Consider the following 24,321-nt stretch of genomic DNA (forward strand, 5'->3'; position numbering starts at 1 on the left):
TTACTATTCCGCTTTATCAGACGGTTCAGACTCAGACTCTGGCTCAACTTCAGGTGAAGAGCCGGTTTCGGATTCAGCTTCAAGCTTCTCCGCCTCTTCAGCAGCCTTTTTTGATTCCCGGGCAAGCCTTCGTTCTTCCGCCCTACGTTCCTCTTCCTCTTTTTTTATGCGCTCAATCTCCGGGTCGGTAATACTGCCGTCCTCATTGTAAATGCGTTTCGGAGGGCGCGGAGGAATGTACACACCCTCTTCCGGCGGAACATCCTCTTCCACAAAATCAGCATCGGCAGAGTCAACTTTTGCCCCGATTTTTATATCTTCATCAAGACGAAGCGCAATAATCTTGCTTACACCAGATTCTTCCATAGTAATGCCAAGCATAGTGCTTGCGCCCATAACAGTCTTTTTGTTATGTGTAATGACGATGTACTGACTGACATTCGCAAAACTTTCAAGCGTCGTTACAAAACTTGAAACATTCTTGTCATCAAGAGCCGCATCAATCTCATCAAGCAGACAGAACGGACTCGGGCGCACCTGATACGTAGCAAACAGAAGTGCTACGGCCGTCATCGTTTTTTCACCGCCGGAAAGAAGTGCAATGCTTTCAAGCTTTTTTCCCGGCGGCTGCGCAAGAATATCTATTCCGCTTGTAAGGACATTCTGAGGATCTTCAAGGCGAAGTTCCGCCCTACCACCGTTAAAAAGACGGCGGAACATATTATGAAAATTCTTTTTTATTTTATTATATGTTTCAAGGAACATTTCAGAAGACTTAGACTTAATTTCTTCGCTTACACGGATAAGGTTGTCAAGGCTTTTCTGCGTATCGTCATAATTTTCCTTCTGACGCTCGTAGCGGTCTTTCACTTCGGCAAATTCTTCTACCGCCATCAGGTTCACCTGCCCCAAAGAACGCAGGACTTCGCGCGCTTCTCCCAGTTTTTCGCGAAGTTCCGCAGAAGGAACGTTTATCTTGTACATGCGCTCTTCAAACTCAAGAAGATCGCGCGAATGCTGTTCCTGGAAATTCTGCTTTATGTTGCGTATCTCGGTGTCGCTTGAATTAAGCGAAAGCGTAAGCCGTTCAAGCTGTGCCTGACATTTATTCTGCTCTTCCTGCTTTTTAAGAAGAGTATCTTTCTTTCCTGAAACGTTTGAATTGTTCTCCGCAATTTTTGAATCAAGTTCCTTCAAATCATCGGCAAGCTTTATACCACGGTGTTCAATTTCCGCAAGTTCTTCCTGTACCTCGACAATCTGCGCATTCATATCCTCGGAACGTTTTGTTTCGGCGAATAACTCTTCTTCCGTAGTGCGGAGCGTATTCTGCTCGGAAACAAGATTGCGGCGCAAAAGACTGGTCTGCTGCAATGCCGACTGAATTTGCGCTTCCATCTGCGCTTTGTTTACGCGAAGCTTGTTCAGAGTTTCCTTATATTCATCAATTTTTGCAGACAAATCTGCATTGTCTGTATGCAGGTCATCAATATTCCTGTTTATTGTATCAATCTGCGTAAGGTTTTCACGGATTTTTTCATCAATCTCACGCTTTTTTGTCATAATTCCTTCAGGAGAAAGGAATTCAATAATAAACGCAGGAGAAGCCTTAAGATAATCATCAAGGGATGCTTCAAGGCTTTCTAACATACGGCGCATTTCTTCAAAATCATCCGCCGCCTCTTTTACGGTTTTTGCATAATCTTCTGATGAATGGCTGGCGGCAGCAAAATCTGCAAATACGTTGCGGCGGCCTTCTGCAAAGACTTTAAGTTTTCCGACTGTCGAATCAAGATTTTCTTTTGCCTTCTGCATCGCACTTTCTGAAAATCCAGCGTCTTTCAGTCTGGAATCAAGCATAGTTACGATGTCTTCGGTAATTTCCGTAAGTTCTTTCTGCAGGACAACCCTTGATTCGTTCAGAGAAACAATTTTCTGCTTGTTAGAAGAAACAGTTTCTTCGTTCTGCGTTATCTGAGTAGCGGCAGTCTTTATGTTTTCCTCAAAGTCAGAAATGTTTTTCTCTACGTCAGAAACCTGCTTTTCCTTTGAATGAAGTTCTGCTTCCTGCGCGTCAATTTCTTCCTGAAGATTGTCAATGTTTTCCTGAATTGAACTCTGCCGAAGCTCAAGGGCAGAAATTTTTTCCTTTATTTCACGGGCGCGCGCATTAAACTGATTTACAAGGTCAAGTTTTCCGCTCTTTTCCGTCTGAATTTTGATAAGTTCGGACTGCATAGAATACACTTTTTCCTGCATTTCGCGGACTTTATCCATATTTTCAGAAATAGTATTGTTAATTTCCTCTATTTCGGCGCGAACGCGGTCACGTTTTTCCGTAACGGCATTAAGTTCGTTCTCATTGCGCGCCTTGTCCGTAACAAAATTTTTCAGGCGGAGAAGCGCGATGTCCAGTTCATAGTTAAAAATTTCTTCCTTTACGGCACGATAACGGTTTGTCTTTTCCGCCTGAACTTTAAGACTGTCGTAGGAACGCTTGATTTCAGCCATTGCAACTTCAATCTGCTGCATATTCTGCCGGGTCTGTTCAAGTTCACGCTCTGCTATTGCACATTCAGCCTTACTGCGTGAAATTCCTGCGGCTTCCTCAAAAAGGTAGCGGCGGTCTTCCGGGCGGCTTGAAAGAATCTGATCAATTTTTCCCTGCTCCATAACGGAATACGCCGATTTTCCGACGCCGGTGTCCATAAAAAGCTTTACTACATCGCGCGCACCGACAGGCCTGTTGTTTATAAAATATTCGTTTTCGCCGGAACGGTAAAGCCGGCGCTTTATGGCAATTTCAGATTCTTCGAGCGGCAAAAGTCCGTTCTCGTTGCTCATCGTTAAAGTAACTTCTGCAACATTAAGGGGAGCGCGGCGCTCTGTTCCGTTAAAAATAACGTCCTCTTTTTTCTCCGCGCGCAGATTTTTTGCCTTGTTTTCCGCAAGAACCCACTTTATAGCGTCAACAACGTTACTTTTTCCGCAGCCGTTCGGTCCGAGCAGAGCCGTAATTCCGTCAGAAAAATCAATATGAGTACGGTCGGCAAACGATTTAAAACCGAAGATGTCCAGACTTTTTAAAAACACGAAAAACCCCTAAATTTTAAATTTTACAGTTTTTTAAGTATAGCGATTTTCTATCCATATATCAATAAAACATCAATCAATAGATTCAGTATGCATTATTGAAGAAAAAAACAGGCAGGCGGCAAAAAACGCATACACGGCAGACAGAACGTACATAGCAGGCGCAAAAACGTCAAGAATCCACAGCGTATTTAAAAAAGGCGGAACAAACAGAATGAACGCCAGAAGAACGCATCCTGCAATCATCCGCTTTATGTTTTTTCCGCACGCCTGTTTTCCGATATAAAAAACAGCAAACGAAGCAAGTACAAGCATAGAAAGGAAAAGCACCGGCTTTACGAAAAGTTCAAAGAACGAAAACACGGAGCCGGAAGCACTTATGATGCAGTACGGCATATAAACGGAAAAAAATCCGGCAGTAACAGGGAAAAAAGAACGTATGCGGAATTCAACAGTATCTTTCGTAATGAAAAAATAAGCGATATACAAAAGCAGGAGAGGAACTATATACTCCTCCGCCGCATAATACAGAAAATTTGCCGCAAACGAATATTCCGGAATCCGGTGCCTGAAAGAAAACACAGCAACAAGAAGGCTTACAAGAACGCCGGTCACCGCACCTGATACGGTAACAGCCACTTCAGTCTTATCACCTGCCCTTATTCCGCAGAAAACAAGAACGGCAGGAATCAGCATAATCATAAACAAAAACATAGGTGTACTTTACCACACAAGGCAAGTTCTAACAAGAATAAACAGAAAGATTATCAATGAACTTCCAGCAGAAAAAAACAGTTCCACTAGACACACATACCTTTCTTCAATATAATAACTAATACGCTACATGAGATATGTGTTTTGTAACACTAGGAGGATAGTTGGCATACAATAATAACAACAATAAGGGGCAGCGGATAAACGATATGATCCGCGTGCGAGAGGTCAGACTTATAGACGATGAAGGCAACCAGAAAGGAATCGTTCCTACGCTGGAAGCACTGAAAATGGCTAAGGAAAAGGATCTTGACCTTGTTGAAGTTTCACCGAATGCTAACCCGCCGGTCTGCAAGATACTTGATTTTGGCAAGTACCGATTCGAACAGGAAAAAAAGCTCCGTGAATCCAAGAAGAATCAGAAAGTACTGAAGCTCAAGGAAATCCGAATGCAGCCGAAAATCGGCTCAGGCGACCTTGATACAAAAGCCAAACATGTTCAGGAATTCCTAGACGAAGGAAGCAAGGTAAAAGTAACCATCCGTTTCCGCGGACGTGAACTTGCACACACAGAACTCGGCTATGATGTCCTGCAAGAAGTTTTGAAAAGGCTTACTTCTGCGTATGTCGTTGAAAAGGCACCGGCAATGGACGGAAAGACTATGTCAATGACAATCTCTGCAAAAGCCAAATAATTTATTTGAGGTAAACAGAATGCCTAAACAGAAGACAAAACGTGCTGCTGCAAAACGCTATTCTTTAACAGGAAGCGGAAAAGTTAAGCACAAGAAGCAGAACCTTCGTCATATTTTGACAAAGCGTTCACCAAAAAGAAAAAGACAGCTCCGCTCAACAGGATATGTAGCAGAAGCTGACGCAAAGAAAATCCGCAAGCAGATGCTGCCGTACGGTTAATGAGGTGTAAAATATGTCAAGAGCAATAGACGGAACAAAAAGAAAAAATCGCCGTGCAAAAATCCTTAAGCTTGCAAAAGGTTTTATCGGCGACCGCAAGTCAAATTATAAACCTGCAAAAGATGCTGTAGTTAAGGCTCTTAACCACGCATACACAGACCGCCGCGACAGAAAAGGCAACTTCCGCGCATTGTGGATTGCACGTATCAACGCTGCTGTTCGTGACGAGGGACTTTCATACTCACGCTTTATTGACGGATGCACAAAGGCTGGTATTATTATCAACCGCAAGGCACTTTCAAATATGGCTATTGAAGACCCGACTGCTTTCAAGGCAGTTGTTGAAGCTGCAAAAAAAGCATTGAAGGCATAATATGATTTCACTCGATCAGATTCATCTTCTTGAAAAAAAAGTTGAAGGCGCTGTTGCAAAAATTGCACAGCTACAGGCAGAAAACGATGCTCTTCGCAAGTCTTGCGCCGAGCTCACAAACGCGCTGTCTGCCAAGTCGGAGCAGCTTTCCGCTTTTGAACAGGATCAGGGTAAGATCGAGGACGGAATCATAAAGGCACTTGACCGGCTGAATTCCATTGAAAATTCAATATTGAATGTAGCCGGCAGGGCACTTTCCGGGCAGGAGCAGAAAACTGCTCCTGCTTCGCTGCCTGACGGACAGGTACAACCTGCACGGCAGATGCCTGTTTCACAGGAAGAAGAACCTGCTTCACAGAACAGCGTTCGGCAGGAAATTACAGAAACATCGGCAGAACCTTCCGTTCAGCCAGAAAATCTACAGAATCAGACACAATTCTTTGATATGGAAAACGTTTCTCAGAATGACGAAGCGGCAGTTTCAGACGAAGAATACGACTCCCCGGACAACGGTCAGCAGACATCGGACAGTTCGGAAAACGGAATGTTTGATATTTTCTAGTCACATAAAGTCATACGCACCAAAAAAGATGGGAACACTGCAAATCAATATTCTAGGCACATCCTTTACAATAAAAGCAGACGAAGACAGCGAATACCTGAACAAACTGCTCCGCTACTATAAGGGCGTTACTGACACTATTGAAAAAAAACAGACGCTTACAGATCCGCTTCAGATTGCAATTATGGCAGGAATTATGATGTGCGATCAGGTCTATCAGGATAAAAAAACAAAAGTAAAAATACAGAATGCCTATGAAAACAACACAGCAGATTCAGAGGCAGACAGAATCACCCGAGAACTGATAGAAAAAATAGATAAAGTATTATGACTCATATCTGGATTGACGCAGACTCCTGCCCGCGCCTTGTCCGGGAATATACTGCGGACTATGCGCAAAAAAATCACCTTCCGCTGACATTAGTTGCAAACAAACCTGTTCCTGCTGGTTCAGATGAAAAAAATTTTGAGATGGTTATATGCCCTGCAGAAAAAGACGCCGCTGATAACTACATTGTTTCTTCCGCTTCGGAAAAAGATATTGTAATTACGCGCGATATACTTCTTGCAGAGCGGCTTGTTGCAAAAAACATCAGCGTTATAAACGACCGCGGAACAGCATTTACAAAAGATAACATTCAGGATAAAATCGCCGACCGCAATTTTGACCTTCAGCTGGCACAGATTGGTCTTGGCGGCTCAAAAAAAAATTCTTACGGAGAAAAAGAATTTTCCAAATTCAAAAAATGCTTTGAAAGGGAACTCCAGAAACTGAAGAATTAAACCCTCTTCCATTCAAAAAAAACTATACTTCCTCGTCATCCGGAATATGCGTAAGGATTGAAATTACACGTTCACGTATCTTCATAAACGCAAGGACAATCTCAGGGTCAAACTGTTTTCCTGCTTCTGACTGAATCATATTGAACGCATCATCCATTGACCAGGCATCTTTATAACAGCGACGATGTGAAAGTGCATCAAAAACATCCGCAACGGCAACAATACGGGCAGCAAGAGGAATTTCATTTCCCTTGAGCGGCCGCTTCACAACAACTGCACCGCCAATCTGGAATTTTGTATTCTCCTGCCCTGCTCCGGCGTCATTTTCATTTGAATACGTAACAAGCTTGTCCAAATCGAACTTTCCCGGATAGCCGCTTTCGTTTCCGTCCCAGCGCTCGTGGTGATGAAGCGCAACATCCGCGGCCATTTCGTCAAGAGATGATTCCGGCGGATAGAAAAGCATTGCACCCAGACAGGTATGACCTTTCATAATATTGCGCTCATCGTCCGTAAAGCGCGGAAACTGCTTTTTCAGAATAATGTCGGACACACCGACTTTTCCGATGTCGTGGAACTTCGCCGCAATCTTAAGGTTATCGCGGAACTTATGCCGTTCCTCCTCCGGGACGTTGTTGTTGAATGCCCAGCGGTCGTAAATTTCAAGCGAAATATTAGAAACGCGTTCTACATGCGGATACGTTTCCTTAGGGTCACGGAATTCAGACATCTTGAGCATACGCCTTACCATATTCTGCGTGTTATAAGCATGCTGCAAAGCCTGAACGGCAGCCGTAGCAAAATGACTTATATAAAGTTCCGCATCATCATCAAACGGAATGACATTTCCAGCTTCATCCTGTGCATTAATTATCTGAAGAACACCAAGAAGCTGTCCGCTCGCCATTTTAAGCGGAATGGTATACATTGATTTTGTACGGTAATTCGTCGTTAAGTCTGTCTGCTTGTTGAATTTAAATGGAAGTTCCGCCGGTAAATCATACGCATCTGCTATGCGAAGGCTTTTTCCTGTGCTGGCAACATATCCGGCGATAGATTTTTCGTTAATCGGAAAAGAGAAAAAGAGATACGGAAGTTTTTCCCCGGAAGGCAGTTCACGAAGCTGCGTATCATTCTGAGAATATTTTATAGAAAGATTAGTACCGTTCTCGCCAGAAACAACATAAATAGAACCGGCATCAGCATTTACAATCCGTCTGGTTTCAGTAAGAATGCGCTCCAATAGAACGTCAACGTCCTGAATTTCGTTCAGCTTATTTTCAAGTTCTATAATAGACTGAAGTTTTTTTTCTTTCTCACTTACAACAATCATAAATATCCCTTTCCCCTATTATGCAATTTTTTCCATGTTATTTCAACTAATAAAAAAGAAAGAAAACACAAACATACGGCAGAACAGCTACTGAATCAGCATGCAGTCACCGTAACTGAAAAAGCGGTAGCGGTTTTCAACAGCCGTTCTGTAGGCATTAAGAATATTCTCGCGCCCGGCGAACGCACTTACAAGCATTATGAGCGTACTTTCCGGCGTGTGAAAATTCGTAAACATCTGGTCAACGACCTTAAACTTATATCCCGGATACATAAAAATGCGGGTAGAACCAGTTCCGCTCCTTACAAGCCCGTTTTCATCACAGGCAGACTCAAGCGTTCGCACGGACGTAGTACCGACTGCAAGCACCGGCCTTCCCTGCTTTTTTGCCTCATTTATTTTCTGCGCAGTTTCCGGCGGAACGGTAAAAACTTCCTCATGCATTTTATGATTTTCAATCATTTCTTCACGGACAGGAAGAAAAGTTCCCAGTCCCACGTGAAGCGTAACGAACGCGCGCTCAATTCCCTTTGCATCAAGCCGGGAAAGCATTTCTTCCGTAAAATGAAGTCCTGCCGTAGGACAAGCGGCGCTTCCTGTATTCACCGCATACACATTCTGATAGCGCTCGGAATCTTCTTCCGTATCTTCACGCTTAATATACGGCGGAAGCGGAATATGTCCGTTTTTTTCAAACCAGTCTTCCGAAATTATAAAATCAAACTGAAGCGCGCGGAATTCAGTTCCTTCATTCCCAGGACATTCAATGATTGTGCCGACAGTTCCGTCCGGGAACGTATAGCGCATTCCAGGCTTCTGCTTTTTTGCGTTCTTCACCATTGTATTCCAGACGCGGCAGTCTTTGTCAATCTGATTAAGAAACATAAATTCCGTTTCGCGCCCGGTAGTTTCCTTTATTCCGTAACAGCGCGCACGGCGAACACGCGAATTATTGAATACCATCAAAGTATCAGGAGAAATCAACTCAGGAAGGTTGTCCATTGCAAAATGAGTTACAGCGCCGTCGTTTTTTCCAAGGCGCATAAGCTTATCCTGACCGCGTATTCCGCTTGGATGCTGGGCAATTAATTCTTCCGGTAAATCAAAATAAAAATCTGAAGTTTTCATATAAAATTCCTGTTTTTAGGACGTTTTTCAAGCCGCTTCCGTTAAAAAAGCGCAGGCTGTGCAGTTCCGACATTCCCGGAAGGCGCAAGTCCAAGATGCTCGTATGCCTTCTGCGTAACAATCCGTCCGCGTGGCGTGCGCTGCAAAAGACCGCACTGAATAAGATACGGCTCGTAATAGTCTTCAAGCGTATCCATGGATTCTCCGATAGAAATCGCAAGCGTTTCAGCCCCAACCGGTCCGCCGCCAAAATTATGTATAATAGAAAGAAGAATATCCCTGTCGCATTTTTCAAGACCTATATCATCAATCTCAAGTTTTTTAAGTCCCTGCCGCACAATATCAACGGAAATTTTGCCATTCCCAAGAACCTGCGCAAAATCACGCATACGGCGAAGAACTCTGTTTGCAACACGCGGAGTTCCACGCGAACATTTTGCCATTAAAAGAGCAGCTTCCTGTTCAACTTCAGCCTGAAGAATATCGGCTGAACGGCAGATAATCGCAGCAAGTTCATTCTGCGAATAAAATTCAAAACGAGGAATAATGCCGAACCGGCTGCGCAACGGGCTTGAAACGCTGCCGGCTTTTGTTGTTGCCCCAACAAGCGTAAATGGCGGAATCGGTATACGGACAGTACGAGCCGCAGCCCCCTGCCCGATAATCCAGTCAAGTTCAAAATCTTCCATTGCTATATACAGCATTTCCTCTATCGCCGGCTTCAAACGGTGAATTTCATCTATAAAGAACACAGTACGCGGCGTTATGGTAGAAAGAATTCCGGCAAGATCCTTTGGCTTATCAAGAGCCGGAGCAGACGTTATCTTACAGTCAACGCCAAGTTCGTGCGCCGTAATCTGCGCAAGGGTCGTCTTTCCAAGACCCGGCGGACCTATCAAAAGAAGATGGTCAAGCGGCTCTTCCCTCTGGCGTGCGGCTTCTATAAAAGTAGACAGGTTATTTTTTACGGTCGTCTGCCCAAGAAAGTCCTTTAAAAGTTTAGGTCGCAGAGTTGCATCCTGTTCATCAGAATCAGTCTTTAAGTCGGCGCGGACTATTGATGAAAAACCGTCAATGCTGTCAGAATTAAAATCAGTCATTTTTTTTATTATAGCAGAATCACCGGCTATGCCGCAAGCAGGAAGAAAATCCGTACGCAGGACAGACGGTACACATCCTATGACTATGAAAGTTCAACTATAGCACGGCGGAAGAGCGCATCTTCCTTCTCTTTCTGCGTTTTTCCGGCAAATGCTGCATCATTCTGCAGTGTTTCCGAAAGAAGCGCGATTTTCTGCTCCACAAGACGCTTGTCATAGCCCATACTGACAAGAGAAATAACTACATCATTAAACGGAACTTCAGGAGAAATACGCACAACAGAAGGCGTTTCGCGCAACGAAAGCTTACCCTTAAGCGCAAGAAGCATTTTTCCGGCAGTTTTCTTTCCGACTCCTGGAATTTTCTCCAGCATTTCAAGGTCGCCGTCGTCAAGAACCTGCATAAGGCGTGCGGAAGAAACGCTGCTCATAATCTTGACAGCCGCCTTTGCACCGATTCCCTCTACTTTCATCAAGTCAAAAAAGAGCGTACGTTCGTCAGCAGAAGCAAAACCGTACATCTGCATTGCAGTTTCAGTATGCTGAAGGAACGTAAACACCCTGCAAACAGAACCGACTGTCGGAAGCATATCTAGATTTGAATCAGGAATGCAAATATCCCATTCAACCCCGCCAGTATCTATAAAAATCTGCTTTGGAAATTTCCCGGTAATCGTACCGGTTAAAGAATTAAACATAGGTATATGATAAACAAAATACGGAAGAACGGCAAGAACGAAAGAAAAAGCAAAACGACAGGAGGAAAAGCAAATGTCAGGCGGACGGAGAAAAATGAAGATGCGTAATTGCTCCGGCAAGCGCATCGGCAGCGTGGTCAGGTTTAGGCGGAACTTCAAGCCCCAGCAAAATCTGCACGTATTTTTCTACAAGCTGCTTGTCTGCGGAAGCAGTTCCGGTAACAGCCTGCTTTATCTGATTAGGCGTGTATTCACCGAGCGGAATACAATGCTGTGCAAGGCAAAGCGTAACAACACCGCGGGCTTCCGCAACCCCCATTGCACTTGTTACGTTCCGCGCAAAATACAGCGTTTCCATACCGGCTTCCGCAGGCTTAAATTCGTCTATCACCGCACACAAACGGTTATAAATTGTCAAAAGACGTTCCTGACGGGAAGCAGCAGAATTTGTGGATATGACGCCGTAACTTACCATACGGTATCGCCCTGCGCAAAAGTCAACCACACCAAATCCCGTATTTGCAAGACCGGGGTCAATACCAAGAACACGGCGTATTTTTCCGCGCGCAACTTCATCGTCATTCAGCCGGGAAGATTGAGAACCTGGTAATAATGCAAAATCAGAAACAGTATTTTTCATAATATGCAGACTAAAAAAAATGAGGCGGCTGAACTACAACCGCCTCACATTATCGACCGAACCAAAAACAGGCTGAATTACTCAGCTGCCTCCGGATCAAAATCATCTGGATATTCAACGTTTGAATAAACGTTCTGAACATCGTCATTATCTTCAAGTCTGTTGATAAGTTTTGCAACTTTTACAGCCGTATCAGCATCAACAGGAGAATACATATCAGGAACCATTCCTACATCAGCAGAAAGTGACTCAAAGCCCTTTGCATTCAAAGCATCTGCAACAGATGCAAAAGCATCAGCAGATGTAGTAACAGTAATAATTCCGTCTTCATTTACAATGTCATCAGCACCAGCTTCCAGAGCAACTTCCATTACTTCGTCCTCAGAAACTTTTTCTGCATCGTATTCGATAGTACCTTTGCGCTGGAACATACGTGAAACAGAACCGGCAACACCAAGATTTCCGCCGTTCTTATTGAAAATATTGCGTACATCTGCAGCAGCACGGTTCTTGTTATCTGTAAGAACTTCTACCATAACGGCAACACCGCCGGCAGCATATCCTTCATATACAAGTTCTTCATATGCAGTTGCTCCGTCTTCACCTGTTCCTTTTTTGATAGCGCGCTCAATATTATCCTTAGGCATATTAGCAGCACGAGCCTTGATAATCACCGTACGAAGACGTGGATTTGAATTAGGATCTCCTCCGCCCATACGAGCAGCAATAGAAATTTCCTTAATGAATTTAGTAAAGATTTTACCACGCTTTGCGTCTGCAAGACCTTTTGCATGTTTTATGGTTGCCCATTTACTATGTCCTGACATTCAAGAACCTCTTATAAATTAAAATACAATAGAATATTAGTTATTTATATTACTATAAAACAGACGGATATGTCAACATTCAAAACACTCCCAAAAAGCGCAGCATTAACTCATATCCAGCATTTATTCCGCAATCAAGTCGAAAAAGACCGTATTTTTCATATACAGACTTTTTAACAAAAAACGCCGGATGTGGCGGCATCCAACCCGATGATCTGTCATACAAATCTTCGATGACATAGGCTAATAAATTCCACGTACATCAGTTTTGAGGAACTGTCAAATGTTTTCATAGGTTTTCCATAAGGAAGAAAAAATTAACTGCAAAGTTCATCCCTTCTCTTTTTCAATACATCTTCAAATCTTGTAATAAATGATTTCAAATAGTATTCCCTGCGTGGTTCACTGATAATTTCGTACCCCTCGTAGCTGCCAGGTATTGATTTAACAAAATCTATGATTTCATTCAGTTTACTTTCAACGAGTTCTGTATTACTGATAACAGCTGCTTTCAATAATTCTACTTGTGCAGCAGAAATTTCCGACTCAGTCAAATCAAGAATTGAACGATAATTCAGATGGTGTTCGCCATCAATTGTAAAAGGTTCCTGAACATTTGTATTATTTCGCGCCTGATCTGCTTCCGGCAATTTCAAAATCTGTTCTATCGCAAGAGTACTTTTTTTAGGATAAAAAGAAGCACCATTATCAAATATTGGAGCAAGTTCTCTCTTGTCGCCACACGAAAGAATTCCCCAGTTTCCATTGTTTCGGTCATTGTTTCCAATTAAACCATCTATTACAACCTGATTCCAAAACCGTTCAGAAATCCCATTTATCTTTGAAATTTCTGGATTTAATTCAAAATGAATAAAAAGTTCTTTCAGATTAACAAGATGACCATCATCTGTTTCATGAAGGTCTACATTAAAGTTCTGATTCATTTCTGAGATATGAATATTCTTCAATGTCCTCATTTCCAGAAGACGGGTGTTCTCATCACAAAAATCCTTACATGCAACAACCAAATTATTTTTTCTTATACCTAAAAGCGTTTTGTGAACAGGATAACCCAAAATCTCATAGATATGACTTCCGATGAATTCCGACAATGGTGTCTGCGAAAATTTTGAAAGCTTATCACTCTTTGCCATTCCTTCATTTGACTTTGGGTATTTTGCAATCCAAGGCTCCCCGTTAATTAAAATTCCATCTTTGTCACCAGCAGCGCCACCGTATGATCCGTTTCTGTTACTATATTCAGCATTTGAAAAGTCAAAAATTTCCATACTTTTTTCCTTATGCAATTGGATATTTCATAATTAATTTGTCCCGAGTCTCACTATCAATAGCGCCGTCTTTCAGGAATCGATCTGCCATCATATAAAGCATATCTGCACACTCATAAAACATTGTATCGTTATTCCGGTCGTATTCCTCAAGCTCTTTGATTGTATTTTTCAGAGCTTTTGGCAAATCCGTAAATTCAATTCTTATTTCATCATTAATAAAATTATACTTCTGAGGAAGAGCAAGAGATGAGTTTATCAAATCCAGCAGATTTACTCCCAAAGAATCTGCGATTTTTACAAGAGTATTTACCCTGCATTCCATTACATCGGCCGTCCCATTACATATACTGCAAAGGGTTGTATAAGGAACAGCACTCTTTTTTGAAAGACTATAAACTGAAATTCCCTGCTGTTTAATATATGCTGAAAGATTCATATTATCACCGTTAACAGTATATAACGGCTAACAGTGATAGTCAATTAAACTTTCTACGCGTTCCTATCTTGTCTTAAATAAAAAAAGATTAAACTTCATGTAAGTTCAAATCATGAAAAACAATTACATAACCTGCGGGACAATATTTATAATTATTATTCACTTCGCCCTTAATAAAACTCACACCATAAACACCTTCGTTTGCAGAAGACGCTTGGGAAGAACTCCAATACCAATTATTTCCAAAATCAAACCCTCCAACAGCATTTAGTGATTTTTGCAAAACTTCCTTATTTTCAAAAACTGCATAAAGTTCAGAAACACTAGGCAAATACCAACCATTATTAAATTCCGAATTTAAATAATAAAAATCTGAACCATAATTATAAGCAAAATAAAATGCAGGATAATTTTTTGGCTCTAAAACACCTTCGCTATCAGAATTACAAACATCAAGCCAATTATCTCTTCCAATCAAATCCCCAGAAAAATAATAACCACTTTCCACGGAACCAAATCTGCTAGCTTGAATCTCCACAAACTTAGTATTATACCCAAAAGTATCTCTAGGAGCCCAACTCATAGAATTAGAAGATTTATACAATCCCATCATCATTGCATTATTACCAGAAACTCCAACAACAACACCAACAGGCTCATATATTCTTTTCCAAAAAGAATAATGCTCAACAGGAACAACCCTTCCATCGCTTAAAACAATATCCCCAATCTGAACCTTACTTCCGCCACCATAAAATTCACATCCAACAAAGACAACAATAAAAAGAAAACAACATAAAAAATAAAATTTCTTCATAAAAAAATTGTACACGAAATTCTCACTTTTGAAAATGGAAAAAATCATTCAAAACAAAAATCTTCTTAAAAAGAATCAAATCAAAATTACATAAGAAATAACATACTAAAAAATAATTACTTAAAAATCCCGATGAGGCATTATTAAATGTACAAAATTTAACCTTGAATAATGCAGAAGTCAAAAGCAAAAGTTCCCTCTGGAGTTTCTTTCATCTTTGGTAAATTTTCAATCAATCCATCTTCATCATCTAAATAGTTGTTTGATTCAATCTGAACTGAGCCTTCTATATTTGTAGAGTAACCTAATGTTTCAGCAATTCCAAATGCAAAAACGTCCAGAAAATTCGCTCCATGAAAAGCTTTTATGGAAGTTTTTTTTTATAAAACTTGAGTTTGCATTTTTTATTACTGTTTGTCCTTCATAACTTTCATAAAGCTTTTCTTCAAGTCCCGAAATATCTATATAATATCCTAAACCTTCAAAATATGGCATATTATCTGCAAAGTCGATAAAATCATCTTCATTTAGATTGTCCACATTGAAAAGTCCATTACTTGCAACTATTCCATATAATCCTAAATTTCGTTTTAATTTATCATTTATTGCGCTATTTGTTATTGCATTTATAACTCGTTCAAATTCTTGACCATCTCTTTGGAATAATGACAATAAGGAACAGCACTCTTTTTTGAAAGACTATAAACTGAGATTCCCTGCTGTTTAATATATGCTGAAAGATTCATATTATCACCGTTAACAGTATATAACAGCTAACAGTGATAGTCAATTAAACAATAAGTTTCATTTTTTTACTTTGAAAAATCTCTTTTATTAAAAAATAGTCTTGATTCATCTTCAAGCAATGTTTCTATCGCGGTCTGTTTTGTTTTTGCATATTGAATCACAGAGGCAAGACGATACCAATTTTATTCTCCGAACTCGAATAAGTCATCAACCGTTACAAGAGTAATGTTATTTGATGATGCATTTTCCTTTACATAATCTGAAAATCCGCTTTTACTGAAGGCATAGAAATATGTTTCTTTTGCATGTGCAAAAATTGACTTTCTTGAAAGCATATCTTCCATTTCGGATTTTCCAAAGGATTCACCTTTGAACTTACATTCACAGAAAATATACTTTTCATTTTTATCATCAATTAAAAGAACATCTATATCGTCCTGACATTTTCTTGCAGGATTATTTCCCCACCATTTTCCATATTTTGATGGAATAAAGGGCAACTTTCTGTTTTTTGCCATACGTATCATATATTCAAGACAGATTGTTTCAAAAACAAATCCAAAATAAGAAAAGAAACTCTGTGGGTCCATTATTTCCTTTGCGGATTCTTCGTCCCCTAGAATTTCATAGAAGCTTTTCTTCTCAAATAAAAAGTGATACCAGAAAGAAAAATAATTATCTTCAATTTTGTAGATTGTTTTTCTGGAAGCTTCATCCTCACCACAAGGAACTTCCTTTTTTATAAGACGGATTGTCTGAAGGATTCCAAGATACTTTGAACATTTTTGTGTGTCCTCATGTATTTTCGTAGCAATTTCATTTACTCTTGAAGCACCTCCAGCAATCGCTTCAAAAATACTGTTGTAAATTGCTGGTTCCCGTAATTCCTGTTTAAGAAAATAAATTGGTTCATCCTTAAGAAATCTTCCTTCTCTTAGTATTTCCCTTGCAATGTTTTTTTCGATTGGTTTTTCTGAATCAAAAGCCTGCAAATAACATGGAATGCCACCTAAGATTCCATAGGCCATCAGTTTTTCTTCATTTGAATATTCAGGAAAAAACAATGCCGAATCAAAATAATCAAATGCCTTAAGTTCAAGATGTGCTGTTGAACGTCCATAAAGTGGACTTTTTGAACCTAGAACTTCATCTTCCATAAAACTTACAGAGGAACCACAAAGAACAAGGAATATATTTTTCTCTTTCCACTGATGATCTATTGTGTGCTGAAAAATGCTCTTTATTGATTTATTCTCACTAGCAATGTATGGAAATTCATCAATTACAATAACAAGTCTGTCTTCAGTTGCTTTTGATGTAACATATTTTAATGCTGTTTCCCAATCTGAAAATTCACCAAAAAAATCATTATCAAAATATGTTTGCACAGTTTTTGAAAAATCAAGAAGATTTAATGAATCATTCTTTTCCTGTGCTGAAAAGAACAACGGTTTTTTATTTTTAGTGAATTCTTTGAGGAGTTCTGTCTTTCCGACACGCCTACGGCCATAAAGAACGAGAAATTCAAATTGTTTTGAATCATATAAGTCTTCTAATAATTCAAGTTCCTTTTTTCGACCTTTAAACATATTTACTCCATTTGAAAATGTAAACTTTAGAGTAGTATACTTTAGAGTTTACTGTTTTTCAACCTTTTTCAGAGGCTCAACAAAATGCTATCCCTTCATTTCATTCAGGAATTCTTCCACATTCTTGTATTCAATTCCGTTTGAAGCAATACCGGAGCCGCCTTTGTACAATACGCATCGGCGAGTAACTTTTCCGTATATCTTCTCGGTGTTTGCAATGTTGTCTTCATTCAAAAGATGTTTTGCCTGTTCTTCAACTATTTCATCACTGTGCTTGATTTCAAAACATTCTATTTCAGCTTTTTTCTTATCATAGATGACCATATCAAATTCACCGGCAGCAAAATACAGTTTAAAGACTTCTTTGCTTTTTCCATATCGCCGCTTAGTATCAAGAAGAACTATATCTTCAAGCATGTGCCCCATAACCGTTGCCAATAGTCGTTCTGTAATAAAAGTTTTTACAGGCTCACTCAACTGATCAAATTTCTCGTCCTTCAGAATCGAATGAACAAGAGCCTTTGCCTGGCAGAATCTCATTCCCGGCTGAGTAAAAATCTTATTTTCTGAAAACTTTAATTTTTTGCCTATTGCCCTCAAATCACACTCGTCAAGAAGATCCAGTGCTTCTAAATATTCTTTTATTTCTTCAACATGGTCATCTGTAATTTGAACAATCTGCAAATCTTTATTCTTTATCTCAAGAATTTCCATAAGATTTTTAGTAACTGAAACTTCATTCAGATTATCAAAAATCTCTATTCTATTTTCTTCTTCCCTCTCTTTTCTCAAATTCCGGTCAAGAAGATGAAGGTCGTGAGATTTAAAATCATCAGTAAGAATCTGAACCAGGAATTTATGAGATTCATTTTCAATTATTCTGTTTATTGCACCAGTAAGTTCTTTTTTTTCATAAAGGTCGTACAGATTTCGGAAATGATTTCCATCCTGATAGCACTTTAAAGAATGCTGAATGTTAGAGCAGATTGCAGTATCAATATAAATTCTGGTTGACTCATTATCACGGAAGGATGCATCCTCTGCATTTACTTCTTTATTTTCAAAGTTCCAGACTCCAGCCTTCAGTGTTCCTCCATAGCGGATATATTCATCAACATCATTAATACCAAGCAGTCTTGAATGTTCGGAAAATGGAATATAGGTTGTATGAACCATTACTGCCCGGTCATAAAGCTCTTCATGAACTGCCAGCCAGAAACCAAGGGAATCTGTTCCGGAAAGAACAATCTTCATTCCCATTGCCGAATAAATATCAGACAATATTGCTGCGGAATCGATAAAATCGCTGATGAGAGTCACTTCATCAATAAACACATATTTAATGCCAAGTTCACGAAGCTGTTTCAAATCTTTATTCAATGCAGCCATTGTATCTGTGACTGTTGCCTTGATATAAACACTACGCTTAAAGTCCCCTTCTTTCATTTCGTAAAAGCACTGGCGAAGCATCGTTGTTTTGCCAGTTCGCCTAAGTCCGTAGACGAGGCAGACTTTATCCAGAGTGTCACTGTAAAGATATTCCTGAATCTGCGTAAAACAATCGCGTTTATGAAAATCCTTTGTCTGTGATGCAAAATCCTTAAGATCCTTACCATACATAATCCTGAGATTGAACTTTGCATCTTTTATTGATGGTGTCTCGATAAATGCAGCTGAAGATTTCAATTCCGAAAGCTTCGACTGCAGGGATTTTCGGAATTCTATCTTTTTCTGAAATTCTTCAACTTCTTCATTTTTGATATATTTGCTTTTTATTTTTCCGTTTTCTGTCCACTGCTGGTAATAACGTTCCTTTCCGTTAATCATTTTTTTTGAAATATAACCGACTGGCAACGAGGCAATCTGACTTTCAAGGTCTGAAATCTGAATATTTATATCTTCCATATCTTGTCCTCAAAATTTGATTTCAGTACCTATTATAACCTATAATAACCTGTTTGAAAACAGGTTATTATAGGTTATTCTTGTTAAAATATAAAAAATCATATAAAATACGAAATACCACGAGGGGCTTCCTTCTCTTAGTATTTCCCTTGCAATGTTTTTTTCGATTGGTTTTTCTGAATCAACGGTTTTTTATTTTTAGTGAATTCTTTGAGGAGTTCTGTCTTTCCGACACGCCTACGGCCATAAAGAACGAGAAATTCAAATTGTTTTGAATCATATAAGTCTTCTAATAATTTAAGTTCCTTTTTTCGGCCTTTAAACATATTTACTCTATTTGAAAATGTAAACTTTAGAGTAGTATATTTTAGAGTTTACTATTTTTCAACCTTTTTCTTTTCTCTGTATATGACTTTTATCTTCTGATACTCCTCAGGAATATGTCAATAAAGTTGTCGCATGAATTTTGCCAAGGTCTTGAATTTCTAATTGGCGTATATTATACTTTCGATGAAAAAGGTAGTTGATTCCCATTTTTATCGAAAAAAAAACAATGCTTTAATGAGGTTTTTATGTATATAAAACGGACAGTTGAAAAATCAATATTGGAAGCAGCAAAATCATTCCCATGTATCGTTTTGTACGGACCGAGACAAGTTGGAAAGTCTACAACTCTAGATTATGTATTTCCTGCAAATTTCAATCGTGTTACTCTTGATGATACTGAAGATAGAGAATTAGCAGAAAAAAATCCAAAGCTTTTTTTGGAAGTAAATCCATGGCCAATAATTATAGATGAAATTCAAAAAGTCCCAGCTCTTCTAGATGCGATAAAAATAAAAATTGATGAACAAAGAAAAATATGGCTTAAAAATAATGAAGAGCGAAAATTGATGTATGTACTTACTGGCTCAAACAGGTTTGAGCTTCAACAGGGTATTTCTGAAACGCTGGCCGGGCGTTGTGGTATAATAGAAATGTCTTCTTTTACTTTGAGAGAAAAAAAGGCTATGGAAGCACACTTGTTTACTCCTAAAATTGAAGTTTTAATTCAAAGGAGTCAGCAGGAAAAATCAGAATATTTAACTAGAACCCAAATCTTTGAAGAAATATATAAAGGTGGTATGCCAGATATTTGTACAAATGTTTCTGAGCGTAATATATATTATAAATCTTATGTAAATACGTATATCGAAAAAGATGTTCGTAAGCTGATTGTAGCTTCAAATGAAACTCAATTTAGAAATTTTATATCTATAGTCGCATTACGTACTGCACAAGAACTTCACTATGATGAAATAGCCGGTGCTGTTGGAATTGATGTAAAAACCTGCAAACGCTGGCTTTCCATACTAGAAACATCTGGAATAATATACCTTTTACAGCCCTATATGTCTAATATGTCAAACAGGATTATAAAAGCGCCAAAACTGTATTTTATGGATACAGGATTATGTGCTTATTTGTGTAAATGGCCGGATTCAAAAATGTTAGAAAATTGTGCTATGAGTGGAGCATTTTTCGAAACTTATGTAGTAAGCGAACTAATAAAGAATTTCTTTTCGTTTAATGTAAATCCTAGAGACTACTTATATTATTATCGTGATATTGATCAAAAAGAAATTGATCTTTTGTATGTTGACGAAGATGGGATCTACCCAATTGAAATTAAAAAAGGAATTTCTCCAAAAAATCCTACAAAAAACTTTAATGTACTTCAAAAATACAAGCGTCAAATTAAAACTGGTCTAGTTATTGAATGTTGCGATAAAATTAGACCCCTAAATGAAATTTCCTATTCCTTCCCCGTATATCTTTTGGGGATATAGGGGGTGGTTTCTTGTGAAAATATTCCGCTTCGCTTCATATTTTCACGGGTGTATAAACTACAGAAAGTGTTCAACAGACCATTTTTAGCGTTGTAATTTCAGCATAAAAAAAAAGACTCCGCCAGGTTAATCTGACGGAGTCCTATGAATTTTACACAAAAAACAGCTGCAAAAATTAAGACAACTGCAAGCGGAAAACAGTTTTATAAAATTATAATAGGTCATCAACTGTAGCCGTTTGCACCAGTTACTAGAATTTTCATTTTTCAAAACCTCTTTAGTTTTTGAAACTTAAAACAGCACTTTTTTGAAAGAAAAATTGACATACACTGGAAAAATCCACTTTTCAAAAGTTGTTTTGTCCAGTATTATTATAGACATGATTAACAGAAGTATTTCCCAACACTTGATTTATTTACTTTCCATGTATCCGACAGTAACCATCACAGGTCCTCGTCAATCAGGAAAAACAACGCTTGCACGAATGTTGCTTCCAGAATGGAACTATGTATCTTTAGAAGATCCTGAAATGCGGGAGTTTTGCACTATCGACTGCAAAGGATTTTTAAAAACATATCCAGAGCACACGATAATAGATGAAGCACAGCGTGTACCGGCTCTTTTTTCATATTTACAAACTCATATCGACCTTGCAGGCGAAAAAGGAATGTATGTTCTTACAGGTTCACAAAATTTGAATATGATGGAAGCAATCTCCCAATCTTTGGCAGGACGAACATCAGTTCTTAAATTACTGCCGTTTTCTTATGAAGAACAAAAAAATGCAAACATCCTTCCAGACACTGTTGAAGAACAAATATTCAAAGGAGGTTATCCGCGTATTTTTGACGCACACATTCCGCCGGAACAGTTTTATCGCGACTACACAAACCTTTATGTTGAGCGTGATGTAAGGCAACTTAAAAACATAGGCAATCTGGAAACATTCACAAGATTCGTAAAACTTTGTGCAGGAAGAATCGGACAGCTTTTGAACTATCAGAATCTTGCTGACGACTGTGGCATTGGAGCAACAACAGCAAAAGAGTGGATTTCTCTTTTAGAAACAAGCTTTATCATCTATATTTTAAAGCCCGACTACCGCAACTACACAAAAAGAATTATAAAAAGTCCAAAACTTTATTTCACAGACACAGGACTTGCCTGTTCCTTATTGGAAATTCAAAATGCAGAACAACTTAAATCTCACTATCTGCGAGGCAATTTATTTGAAAACCTTGCCATAAACAGATTCAGGGCAGCATCATATAATAGCGGAAAAGAACCAAACCTTTCATTCTGGCGAGACAAGAACGGCATAGAAATTGACCTAATAACAAACAATATTTCATTAGAAGGAAAAGAACTTCCGACTGCCTGGGAAATAAAAGCAGGCTCAACCTACTCGCCCGACTATTTCAAAAACCTTAAACACTGGGCAAGACTCGCAAATGCCGGGGAAGATTTCTGTAAAGTTATTTACACAGGTGAAACAACCATGCAGACGCAATACGGAGAATTAGCATCCTGGGAAAAATTGAAAATATGACCGTTATGAGCGTACGGACAGATTGAGCGTTCAGCTTCTTTCAATGTTTTACCCACAACTAAACGTATGCCCTTCCACCTTGCGGATAAACTCGTAGTCAATTGTGCGGTGCAGGCTTTCTTCAAGGGAAAGTGTTACATTCTACTATCCAAGAATTTTCCAGTTTCCTTGTGATTGAAGTTTGGAATCATTTCGTTGAACAAGTCAATTAATTCCCCACGAGACCACTCGCCTTTTTTCTTCATATTTTCAATTGTTAAAGTAAAGTGCTGAAGGAGCTGTTCGTCATAAATCAATTCATTTTTAATAACGCCAAGCGAATCAAATTTGTCCATAACGACAGTTTCATTTTCAGTAAAAAATTCTTCAAAATCCTTTTCGCCAGTTGTGTCGCTCTTGAAAAAATATACAGGATATTTGTGATGAGCCTTCAGTTCACCTACTCTTGCACGAGCTTCATCTTCTGTTGCACACTGAACTGGTTCATACCCAAGATTCATAAGATATTTTTCTGCAATGCTTGAAAAAGTCACAAGATTCAAATCGTGGTCAAGTTTAGGAAAGAACAAATCCCTGTTTTCACCAAGCAGACAGCTCATAAGGCAAAGTTCTCCGGCTTCTTTTGGAGTAACAAAATAACGGCGAACATCATTAGGAGCCGAAAGAGGCTGACCTTTATCAAGACGACGGTTAAATCCGTACAGAAGGCTTCCGTCACTGAATGCTACATTTGCAAAACGAGCCGTAGATACCGGCATTTCTACAGAACGACGGTTAAGATAGAATTCCATAATGCGTTTTGAAGCTCCCATCATATTCACAGGATTTGCTGCCTTGTCTGTTGATACACAGAAGTATTTTTTTGCACCACATTCTTTTGCCATAATCATAGTGCTGTCTGTGTTGAAGATGTTTGTATCAATCATGCGCATGAGCGTGTATGGGTCTTTTTCAGAACGAACATGCTTCAATGCAGATGTATTAAATACATAATCGTAACCACCAATACGTTTTTTTTTGCTCGTTGATAAAGGCTCGGAAAATCTCGCTTCCACAGTCTAAAGCAAATGTTGCAAACTCACCGTCACCATAACCAACAGATGAACGAATGTCACGAACAAGCTCAACCATGTTATTTTCAGAAATATCAACAACATGAAGAACTTTTGAATTTCGGGTAAAAAGTTCACGGCAAATTGCAGAACCGATTGTTCCTGCACCGCCAATTACGAGAAACCGTGAGTTTCGAATAGTTTCAGATAGATATGCTTCGTTTACGGCAATATCTTTTTCAAATAATGGGGCTGTACGGCCGATTAAAGGCAGAATGTTGTCTTGCATAAATAATTCCTATTTATTTAGATTTCTATAATAGAATATTGAAAATATATAAAACTTCTCTACAAAAGCTGATACATAAAAACACAGCCTTCATCATACTTTGGTTTTATATGCTGATGTACAAACTGTTCATCTTCCGGATCAAGTCTATGAAACCCCATAGTCTTATAATGCTTTATAAGCTTGTCCTCCGGCAAAGCATAAATGTAAATAGCCTGAATTCCCACTAAACTTCTAATAAAATTTACAAAAGGTAAAACAAACTCAGCAAAAACTGTTGATCCTAAATTCTTAGCATCTGGATGATTTTTTCTATATTGTAATGCCTAACCGCAACTTGGACTAAAACAGCAAAGCTAATAAGGTGTATAATACAAAGGAAGGACACCTTATGGGAAGAACGCGAAGAACTTTTACGGCAGAAGAAAAATTGAAAGTTGTGATGGCTGTTATTCAGGATGGAAAAGCGGTCAGCGATGTTGCAAAGGAAAACAACATTCATCCAAACATGATCCTGAACTGGAAGAAAGAATTCTTGGAAAATGCGGCAATGATATTCAACCGTACCAGACCGGACATTACAGAAAAAGCCCAGCAGAAGAAAATCGATGAACTTGAAGCAAAACTTCAAAAGAAGGATGAAGTAATCG

General features: G+C 39.1%; 26 protein-coding genes. 9 read left to right on the forward strand and 17 right to left on the reverse strand.

The window, feature by feature from the left end; translation table 11 throughout:
• Positions 1 to 3: 3 nt before the first annotated feature.
• Together B5D55_RS04385 and B5D55_RS04390 are read right to left on the reverse strand one after the other, a co-directional pair.
• The gene (locus B5D55_RS04385; RefSeq protein WP_078932779.1) at positions 4 to 3,093 is read right to left on the reverse strand and encodes a chromosome segregation SMC family protein; all 3,090 of its coding nucleotides are present in this window, start codon (positions 3,091 to 3,093) and stop codon (positions 4 to 6) included.
• A 72-nt stretch (positions 3,094 to 3,165) separates the two neighbouring features.
• Complete coding sequence (locus tag B5D55_RS04390; RefSeq protein ID WP_078932780.1) at positions 3,166 to 3,807, reverse strand: hypothetical protein; 642 nt, start codon at positions 3,805 to 3,807, stop codon at positions 3,166 to 3,168.
• A 164-nt stretch (positions 3,808 to 3,971) separates the two neighbouring features.
• Between B5D55_RS04390 and infC the strand changes: the two genes are divergently transcribed.
• Genes infC through B5D55_RS04420 form a run of 6 tightly spaced genes read left to right on the forward strand, consistent with a single transcriptional unit; the run spans position 3,972 to position 6,440 of the window.
• Positions 3,972 to 4,502, forward strand: a complete 531-nt coding sequence (gene infC, locus B5D55_RS04395; protein WP_078932781.1) for a translation initiation factor IF-3 — start codon at positions 3,972 to 3,974, stop codon at positions 4,500 to 4,502.
• Positions 4,503 to 4,521: 19 nt separating this feature from the next.
• Positions 4,522 to 4,722, forward strand: a complete 201-nt coding sequence (gene rpmI, locus B5D55_RS04400) for a 50S ribosomal protein L35 (RefSeq protein WP_078932782.1) — start codon at positions 4,522 to 4,524, stop codon at positions 4,720 to 4,722.
• A 13-nt stretch (positions 4,723 to 4,735) separates the two neighbouring features.
• Entirely contained in the window at positions 4,736 to 5,095 is a 360-nt protein-coding gene (gene rplT, locus B5D55_RS04405) for a 50S ribosomal protein L20 (RefSeq protein ID WP_078932783.1), read from the forward strand.
• A 1-nt stretch (position 5,096) separates the two neighbouring features.
• On the forward strand, positions 5,097 to 5,657 hold the full coding sequence (locus B5D55_RS04410; RefSeq protein WP_078932784.1) for a cell division protein ZapB: 561 nt from the start codon (positions 5,097 to 5,099) through the stop codon (positions 5,655 to 5,657).
• Positions 5,644 to 5,988: a cell division protein ZapA gene (locus B5D55_RS04415; protein WP_159446152.1), complete on the forward strand. Its 345-nt coding sequence runs from the start codon at positions 5,644 to 5,646 to the stop codon at positions 5,986 to 5,988. The genes B5D55_RS04410 and B5D55_RS04415 overlap by 14 nt, the downstream gene beginning before the upstream one ends.
• Positions 5,985 to 6,440 (forward strand): DUF188 domain-containing protein, encoded by a 456-nt coding sequence (locus tag B5D55_RS04420; protein WP_078932786.1) that lies wholly within the window; start codon positions 5,985 to 5,987, stop codon positions 6,438 to 6,440. Before B5D55_RS04415 ends, B5D55_RS04420 begins: the two co-directional genes overlap by 4 nt.
• 22 nt (positions 6,441 to 6,462) lie before the next feature.
• On the opposite strand, the gene B5D55_RS04425 is transcribed toward B5D55_RS04420, so the two are convergent.
• The 13 genes from B5D55_RS04425 to B5D55_RS12045 all read right to left on the reverse strand — a co-directional run bounded on the left by B5D55_RS04425 (position 6,463) and on the right by B5D55_RS12045 (position 19,278).
• Positions 6,463 to 7,773: an HD domain-containing phosphohydrolase gene (locus B5D55_RS04425; RefSeq protein WP_078932787.1), complete on the reverse strand. Its 1,311-nt coding sequence runs from the start codon at positions 7,771 to 7,773 to the stop codon at positions 6,463 to 6,465.
• Positions 7,774 to 7,860: 87 nt separating this feature from the next.
• A complete protein-coding gene (gene queA / locus B5D55_RS04430; protein WP_078932788.1) occupies positions 7,861 to 8,901 on the reverse strand; it encodes a tRNA preQ1(34) S-adenosylmethionine ribosyltransferase-isomerase QueA in 1,041 nt (346 codons plus the stop codon).
• 41 nt (positions 8,902 to 8,942) lie between these two features.
• Positions 8,943 to 10,001 carry a Holliday junction branch migration DNA helicase RuvB gene (ruvB, locus tag B5D55_RS04435; protein ID WP_078932789.1) on the reverse strand — a complete coding sequence of 353 codons (1,059 nt, stop codon included), beginning with the start codon at positions 9,999 to 10,001 and terminating at the stop codon, positions 8,943 to 8,945.
• Between the two features lie 83 nt (positions 10,002 to 10,084).
• The gene (ruvA, locus tag B5D55_RS04440; protein WP_078932790.1) at positions 10,085 to 10,699 is read right to left on the reverse strand and encodes a Holliday junction branch migration protein RuvA; all 615 of its coding nucleotides are present in this window, start codon (positions 10,697 to 10,699) and stop codon (positions 10,085 to 10,087) included.
• A 76-nt stretch (positions 10,700 to 10,775) separates the two neighbouring features.
• A complete protein-coding gene (gene ruvC, locus B5D55_RS04445) occupies positions 10,776 to 11,339 on the reverse strand; it encodes a crossover junction endodeoxyribonuclease RuvC (protein WP_078932791.1) in 564 nt (187 codons plus the stop codon).
• Positions 11,340 to 11,416: 77 nt separating this feature from the next.
• Positions 11,417 to 12,166: a YebC/PmpR family DNA-binding transcriptional regulator gene (locus tag B5D55_RS04450; protein WP_078932792.1), complete on the reverse strand. Its 750-nt coding sequence runs from the start codon at positions 12,164 to 12,166 to the stop codon at positions 11,417 to 11,419.
• Between the two features lie 317 nt (positions 12,167 to 12,483).
• Positions 12,484 to 13,455 carry a HipA domain-containing protein gene (locus B5D55_RS04455; RefSeq protein WP_078932793.1) on the reverse strand — a complete coding sequence of 324 codons (972 nt, stop codon included), beginning with the start codon at positions 13,453 to 13,455 and terminating at the stop codon, positions 12,484 to 12,486.
• Between the two features lie 10 nt (positions 13,456 to 13,465).
• On the reverse strand, positions 13,466 to 13,894 hold the full coding sequence (locus B5D55_RS04460) for a helix-turn-helix domain-containing protein (RefSeq protein ID WP_078932794.1): 429 nt from the start codon (positions 13,892 to 13,894) through the stop codon (positions 13,466 to 13,468).
• 88 nt (positions 13,895 to 13,982) lie between these two features.
• Positions 13,983 to 14,711 carry a DUF1566 domain-containing protein gene (locus B5D55_RS04465; protein ID WP_143593187.1) on the reverse strand — a complete coding sequence of 243 codons (729 nt, stop codon included), beginning with the start codon at positions 14,709 to 14,711 and terminating at the stop codon, positions 13,983 to 13,985.
• Between the two features lie 312 nt (positions 14,712 to 15,023).
• On the reverse strand, positions 15,024 to 15,383 hold the full coding sequence (locus tag B5D55_RS11420; RefSeq protein WP_143593188.1) for a hypothetical protein: 360 nt from the start codon (positions 15,381 to 15,383) through the stop codon (positions 15,024 to 15,026).
• Positions 15,384 to 15,640: 257 nt separating this feature from the next.
• Positions 15,641 to 17,047 carry an ATP-binding protein gene (locus B5D55_RS04475; protein ID WP_078932797.1) on the reverse strand — a complete coding sequence of 469 codons (1,407 nt, stop codon included), beginning with the start codon at positions 17,045 to 17,047 and terminating at the stop codon, positions 15,641 to 15,643.
• Positions 17,048 to 17,134: 87 nt separating this feature from the next.
• The gene (locus tag B5D55_RS04480) at positions 17,135 to 18,952 is read right to left on the reverse strand and encodes a DUF6788 family protein (protein WP_078932798.1); all 1,818 of its coding nucleotides are present in this window, start codon (positions 18,950 to 18,952) and stop codon (positions 17,135 to 17,137) included.
• A gap of 137 nt (positions 18,953 to 19,089) precedes the next feature.
• Positions 19,090 to 19,278 (reverse strand): ATP-binding protein, encoded by a 189-nt coding sequence (locus B5D55_RS12045; protein WP_078932799.1) that lies wholly within the window; start codon positions 19,276 to 19,278, stop codon positions 19,090 to 19,092.
• 246 nt (positions 19,279 to 19,524) lie between these two features.
• Here B5D55_RS12045 and B5D55_RS04490 point away from each other — a divergent pair, with 246 nt between their 5' ends.
• Entirely contained in the window at positions 19,525 to 20,781 is a 1,257-nt protein-coding gene (locus B5D55_RS04490; protein WP_078932800.1) for an ATP-binding protein, read from the forward strand.
• Positions 20,782 to 21,205: 424 nt separating this feature from the next.
• Entirely contained in the window at positions 21,206 to 22,330 is a 1,125-nt protein-coding gene (locus B5D55_RS04495) for an ATP-binding protein (protein ID WP_200805276.1), read from the forward strand.
• 134 nt (positions 22,331 to 22,464) lie between these two features.
• Here the strand turns inward: B5D55_RS04495 and B5D55_RS04500 are convergent, their stop codons facing one another.
• Together B5D55_RS04500 and B5D55_RS11945 are read right to left on the reverse strand one after the other, a co-directional pair.
• Positions 22,465 to 23,385, reverse strand: a complete 921-nt coding sequence (locus tag B5D55_RS04500; protein ID WP_268811094.1) for a polysaccharide biosynthesis protein — start codon at positions 23,383 to 23,385, stop codon at positions 22,465 to 22,467.
• The gene (locus B5D55_RS11945) at positions 23,312 to 23,671 is read right to left on the reverse strand and encodes a polysaccharide biosynthesis protein (protein WP_268811095.1); all 360 of its coding nucleotides are present in this window, start codon (positions 23,669 to 23,671) and stop codon (positions 23,312 to 23,314) included. Before B5D55_RS11945 ends, B5D55_RS04500 begins: the two co-directional genes overlap by 74 nt.
• Before the next feature lie 391 nt (positions 23,672 to 24,062).
• On the opposite strand from B5D55_RS11945, the gene B5D55_RS04505 reads away from it, so the two are divergent.
• Positions 24,063 to 24,321 (forward strand): transposase (locus B5D55_RS04505; RefSeq protein WP_143593190.1); only part of this gene is annotated, 259 nt, incomplete at its 3' end.

This window comes from Treponema porcinum (genome assembly GCF_900167145.1).
In the GTDB taxonomy this organism is placed as follows: domain Bacteria; phylum Spirochaetota; class Spirochaetia; order Treponematales; family Treponemataceae; genus Treponema_D; species Treponema_D porcinum.

What these genes read in the sequence shown, in the direction of transcription:
- B5D55_RS04475 (WP_078932797.1), bottom strand. Translation starts at nt 17,047, where the DNA reads ATGTTTAAAGGTCGAAAAAAGGAACTTGAATTATTAGAAGACTTATAT.
- B5D55_RS04490 (WP_078932800.1), top strand. Translation starts at nt 19,525, where the DNA reads ATGTATATAAAACGGACAGTTGAAAAATCAATATTGGAAGCAGCAAAA.
- ruvC (WP_078932791.1), bottom strand. Translation starts at nt 11,339, where the DNA reads ATGAAAAATACTGTTTCTGATTTTGCATTATTACCAGGTTCTCAATCT.
- rplT (WP_078932783.1), top strand. Translation starts at nt 4,736, where the DNA reads ATGTCAAGAGCAATAGACGGAACAAAAAGAAAAAATCGCCGTGCAAAA.
- ruvB (WP_078932789.1), bottom strand. Translation starts at nt 10,001, where the DNA reads ATGACTGATTTTAATTCTGACAGCATTGACGGTTTTTCATCAATAGTC.
- B5D55_RS04480 (WP_078932798.1), bottom strand. Translation starts at nt 18,952, where the DNA reads ATGGAAGATATAAATATTCAGATTTCAGACCTTGAAAGTCAGATTGCC.
- B5D55_RS04460 (WP_078932794.1), bottom strand. Translation starts at nt 13,894, where the DNA reads ATGAATCTTTCAGCATATATTAAACAGCAGGGAATTTCAGTTTATAGT.
- B5D55_RS04495 (WP_200805276.1), top strand. Translation starts at nt 21,206, where the DNA reads ATGTATCCGACAGTAACCATCACAGGTCCTCGTCAATCAGGAAAAACA.
- B5D55_RS12045 (WP_078932799.1), bottom strand. Translation starts at nt 19,278, where the DNA reads ATGTTTAAAGGCCGAAAAAAGGAACTTAAATTATTAGAAGACTTATAT.
- ruvA (WP_078932790.1), bottom strand. Translation starts at nt 10,699, where the DNA reads ATGTTTAATTCTTTAACCGGTACGATTACCGGGAAATTTCCAAAGCAG.
- B5D55_RS04410 (WP_078932784.1), top strand. Translation starts at nt 5,097, where the DNA reads ATGATTTCACTCGATCAGATTCATCTTCTTGAAAAAAAAGTTGAAGGC.
- B5D55_RS04450 (WP_078932792.1), bottom strand. Translation starts at nt 12,166, where the DNA reads ATGTCAGGACATAGTAAATGGGCAACCATAAAACATGCAAAAGGTCTT.
- queA (WP_078932788.1), bottom strand. Translation starts at nt 8,901, where the DNA reads ATGAAAACTTCAGATTTTTATTTTGATTTACCGGAAGAATTAATTGCC.
- B5D55_RS04465 (WP_143593187.1), bottom strand. Translation starts at nt 14,711, where the DNA reads ATGAAGAAATTTTATTTTTTATGTTGTTTTCTTTTTATTGTTGTCTTT.
- B5D55_RS11945 (WP_268811095.1), bottom strand. Translation starts at nt 23,671, where the DNA reads ATGCAAGACAACATTCTGCCTTTAATCGGCCGTACAGCCCCATTATTT.
- rpmI (WP_078932782.1), top strand. Translation starts at nt 4,522, where the DNA reads ATGCCTAAACAGAAGACAAAACGTGCTGCTGCAAAACGCTATTCTTTA.
- B5D55_RS04390 (WP_078932780.1), bottom strand. Translation starts at nt 3,807, where the DNA reads ATGTTTTTGTTTATGATTATGCTGATTCCTGCCGTTCTTGTTTTCTGC.
- B5D55_RS04455 (WP_078932793.1), bottom strand. Translation starts at nt 13,455, where the DNA reads ATGGAAATTTTTGACTTTTCAAATGCTGAATATAGTAACAGAAACGGA.
- B5D55_RS04420 (WP_078932786.1), top strand. Translation starts at nt 5,985, where the DNA reads ATGACTCATATCTGGATTGACGCAGACTCCTGCCCGCGCCTTGTCCGG.
- B5D55_RS04425 (WP_078932787.1), bottom strand. Translation starts at nt 7,773, where the DNA reads ATGATTGTTGTAAGTGAGAAAGAAAAAAAACTTCAGTCTATTATAGAA.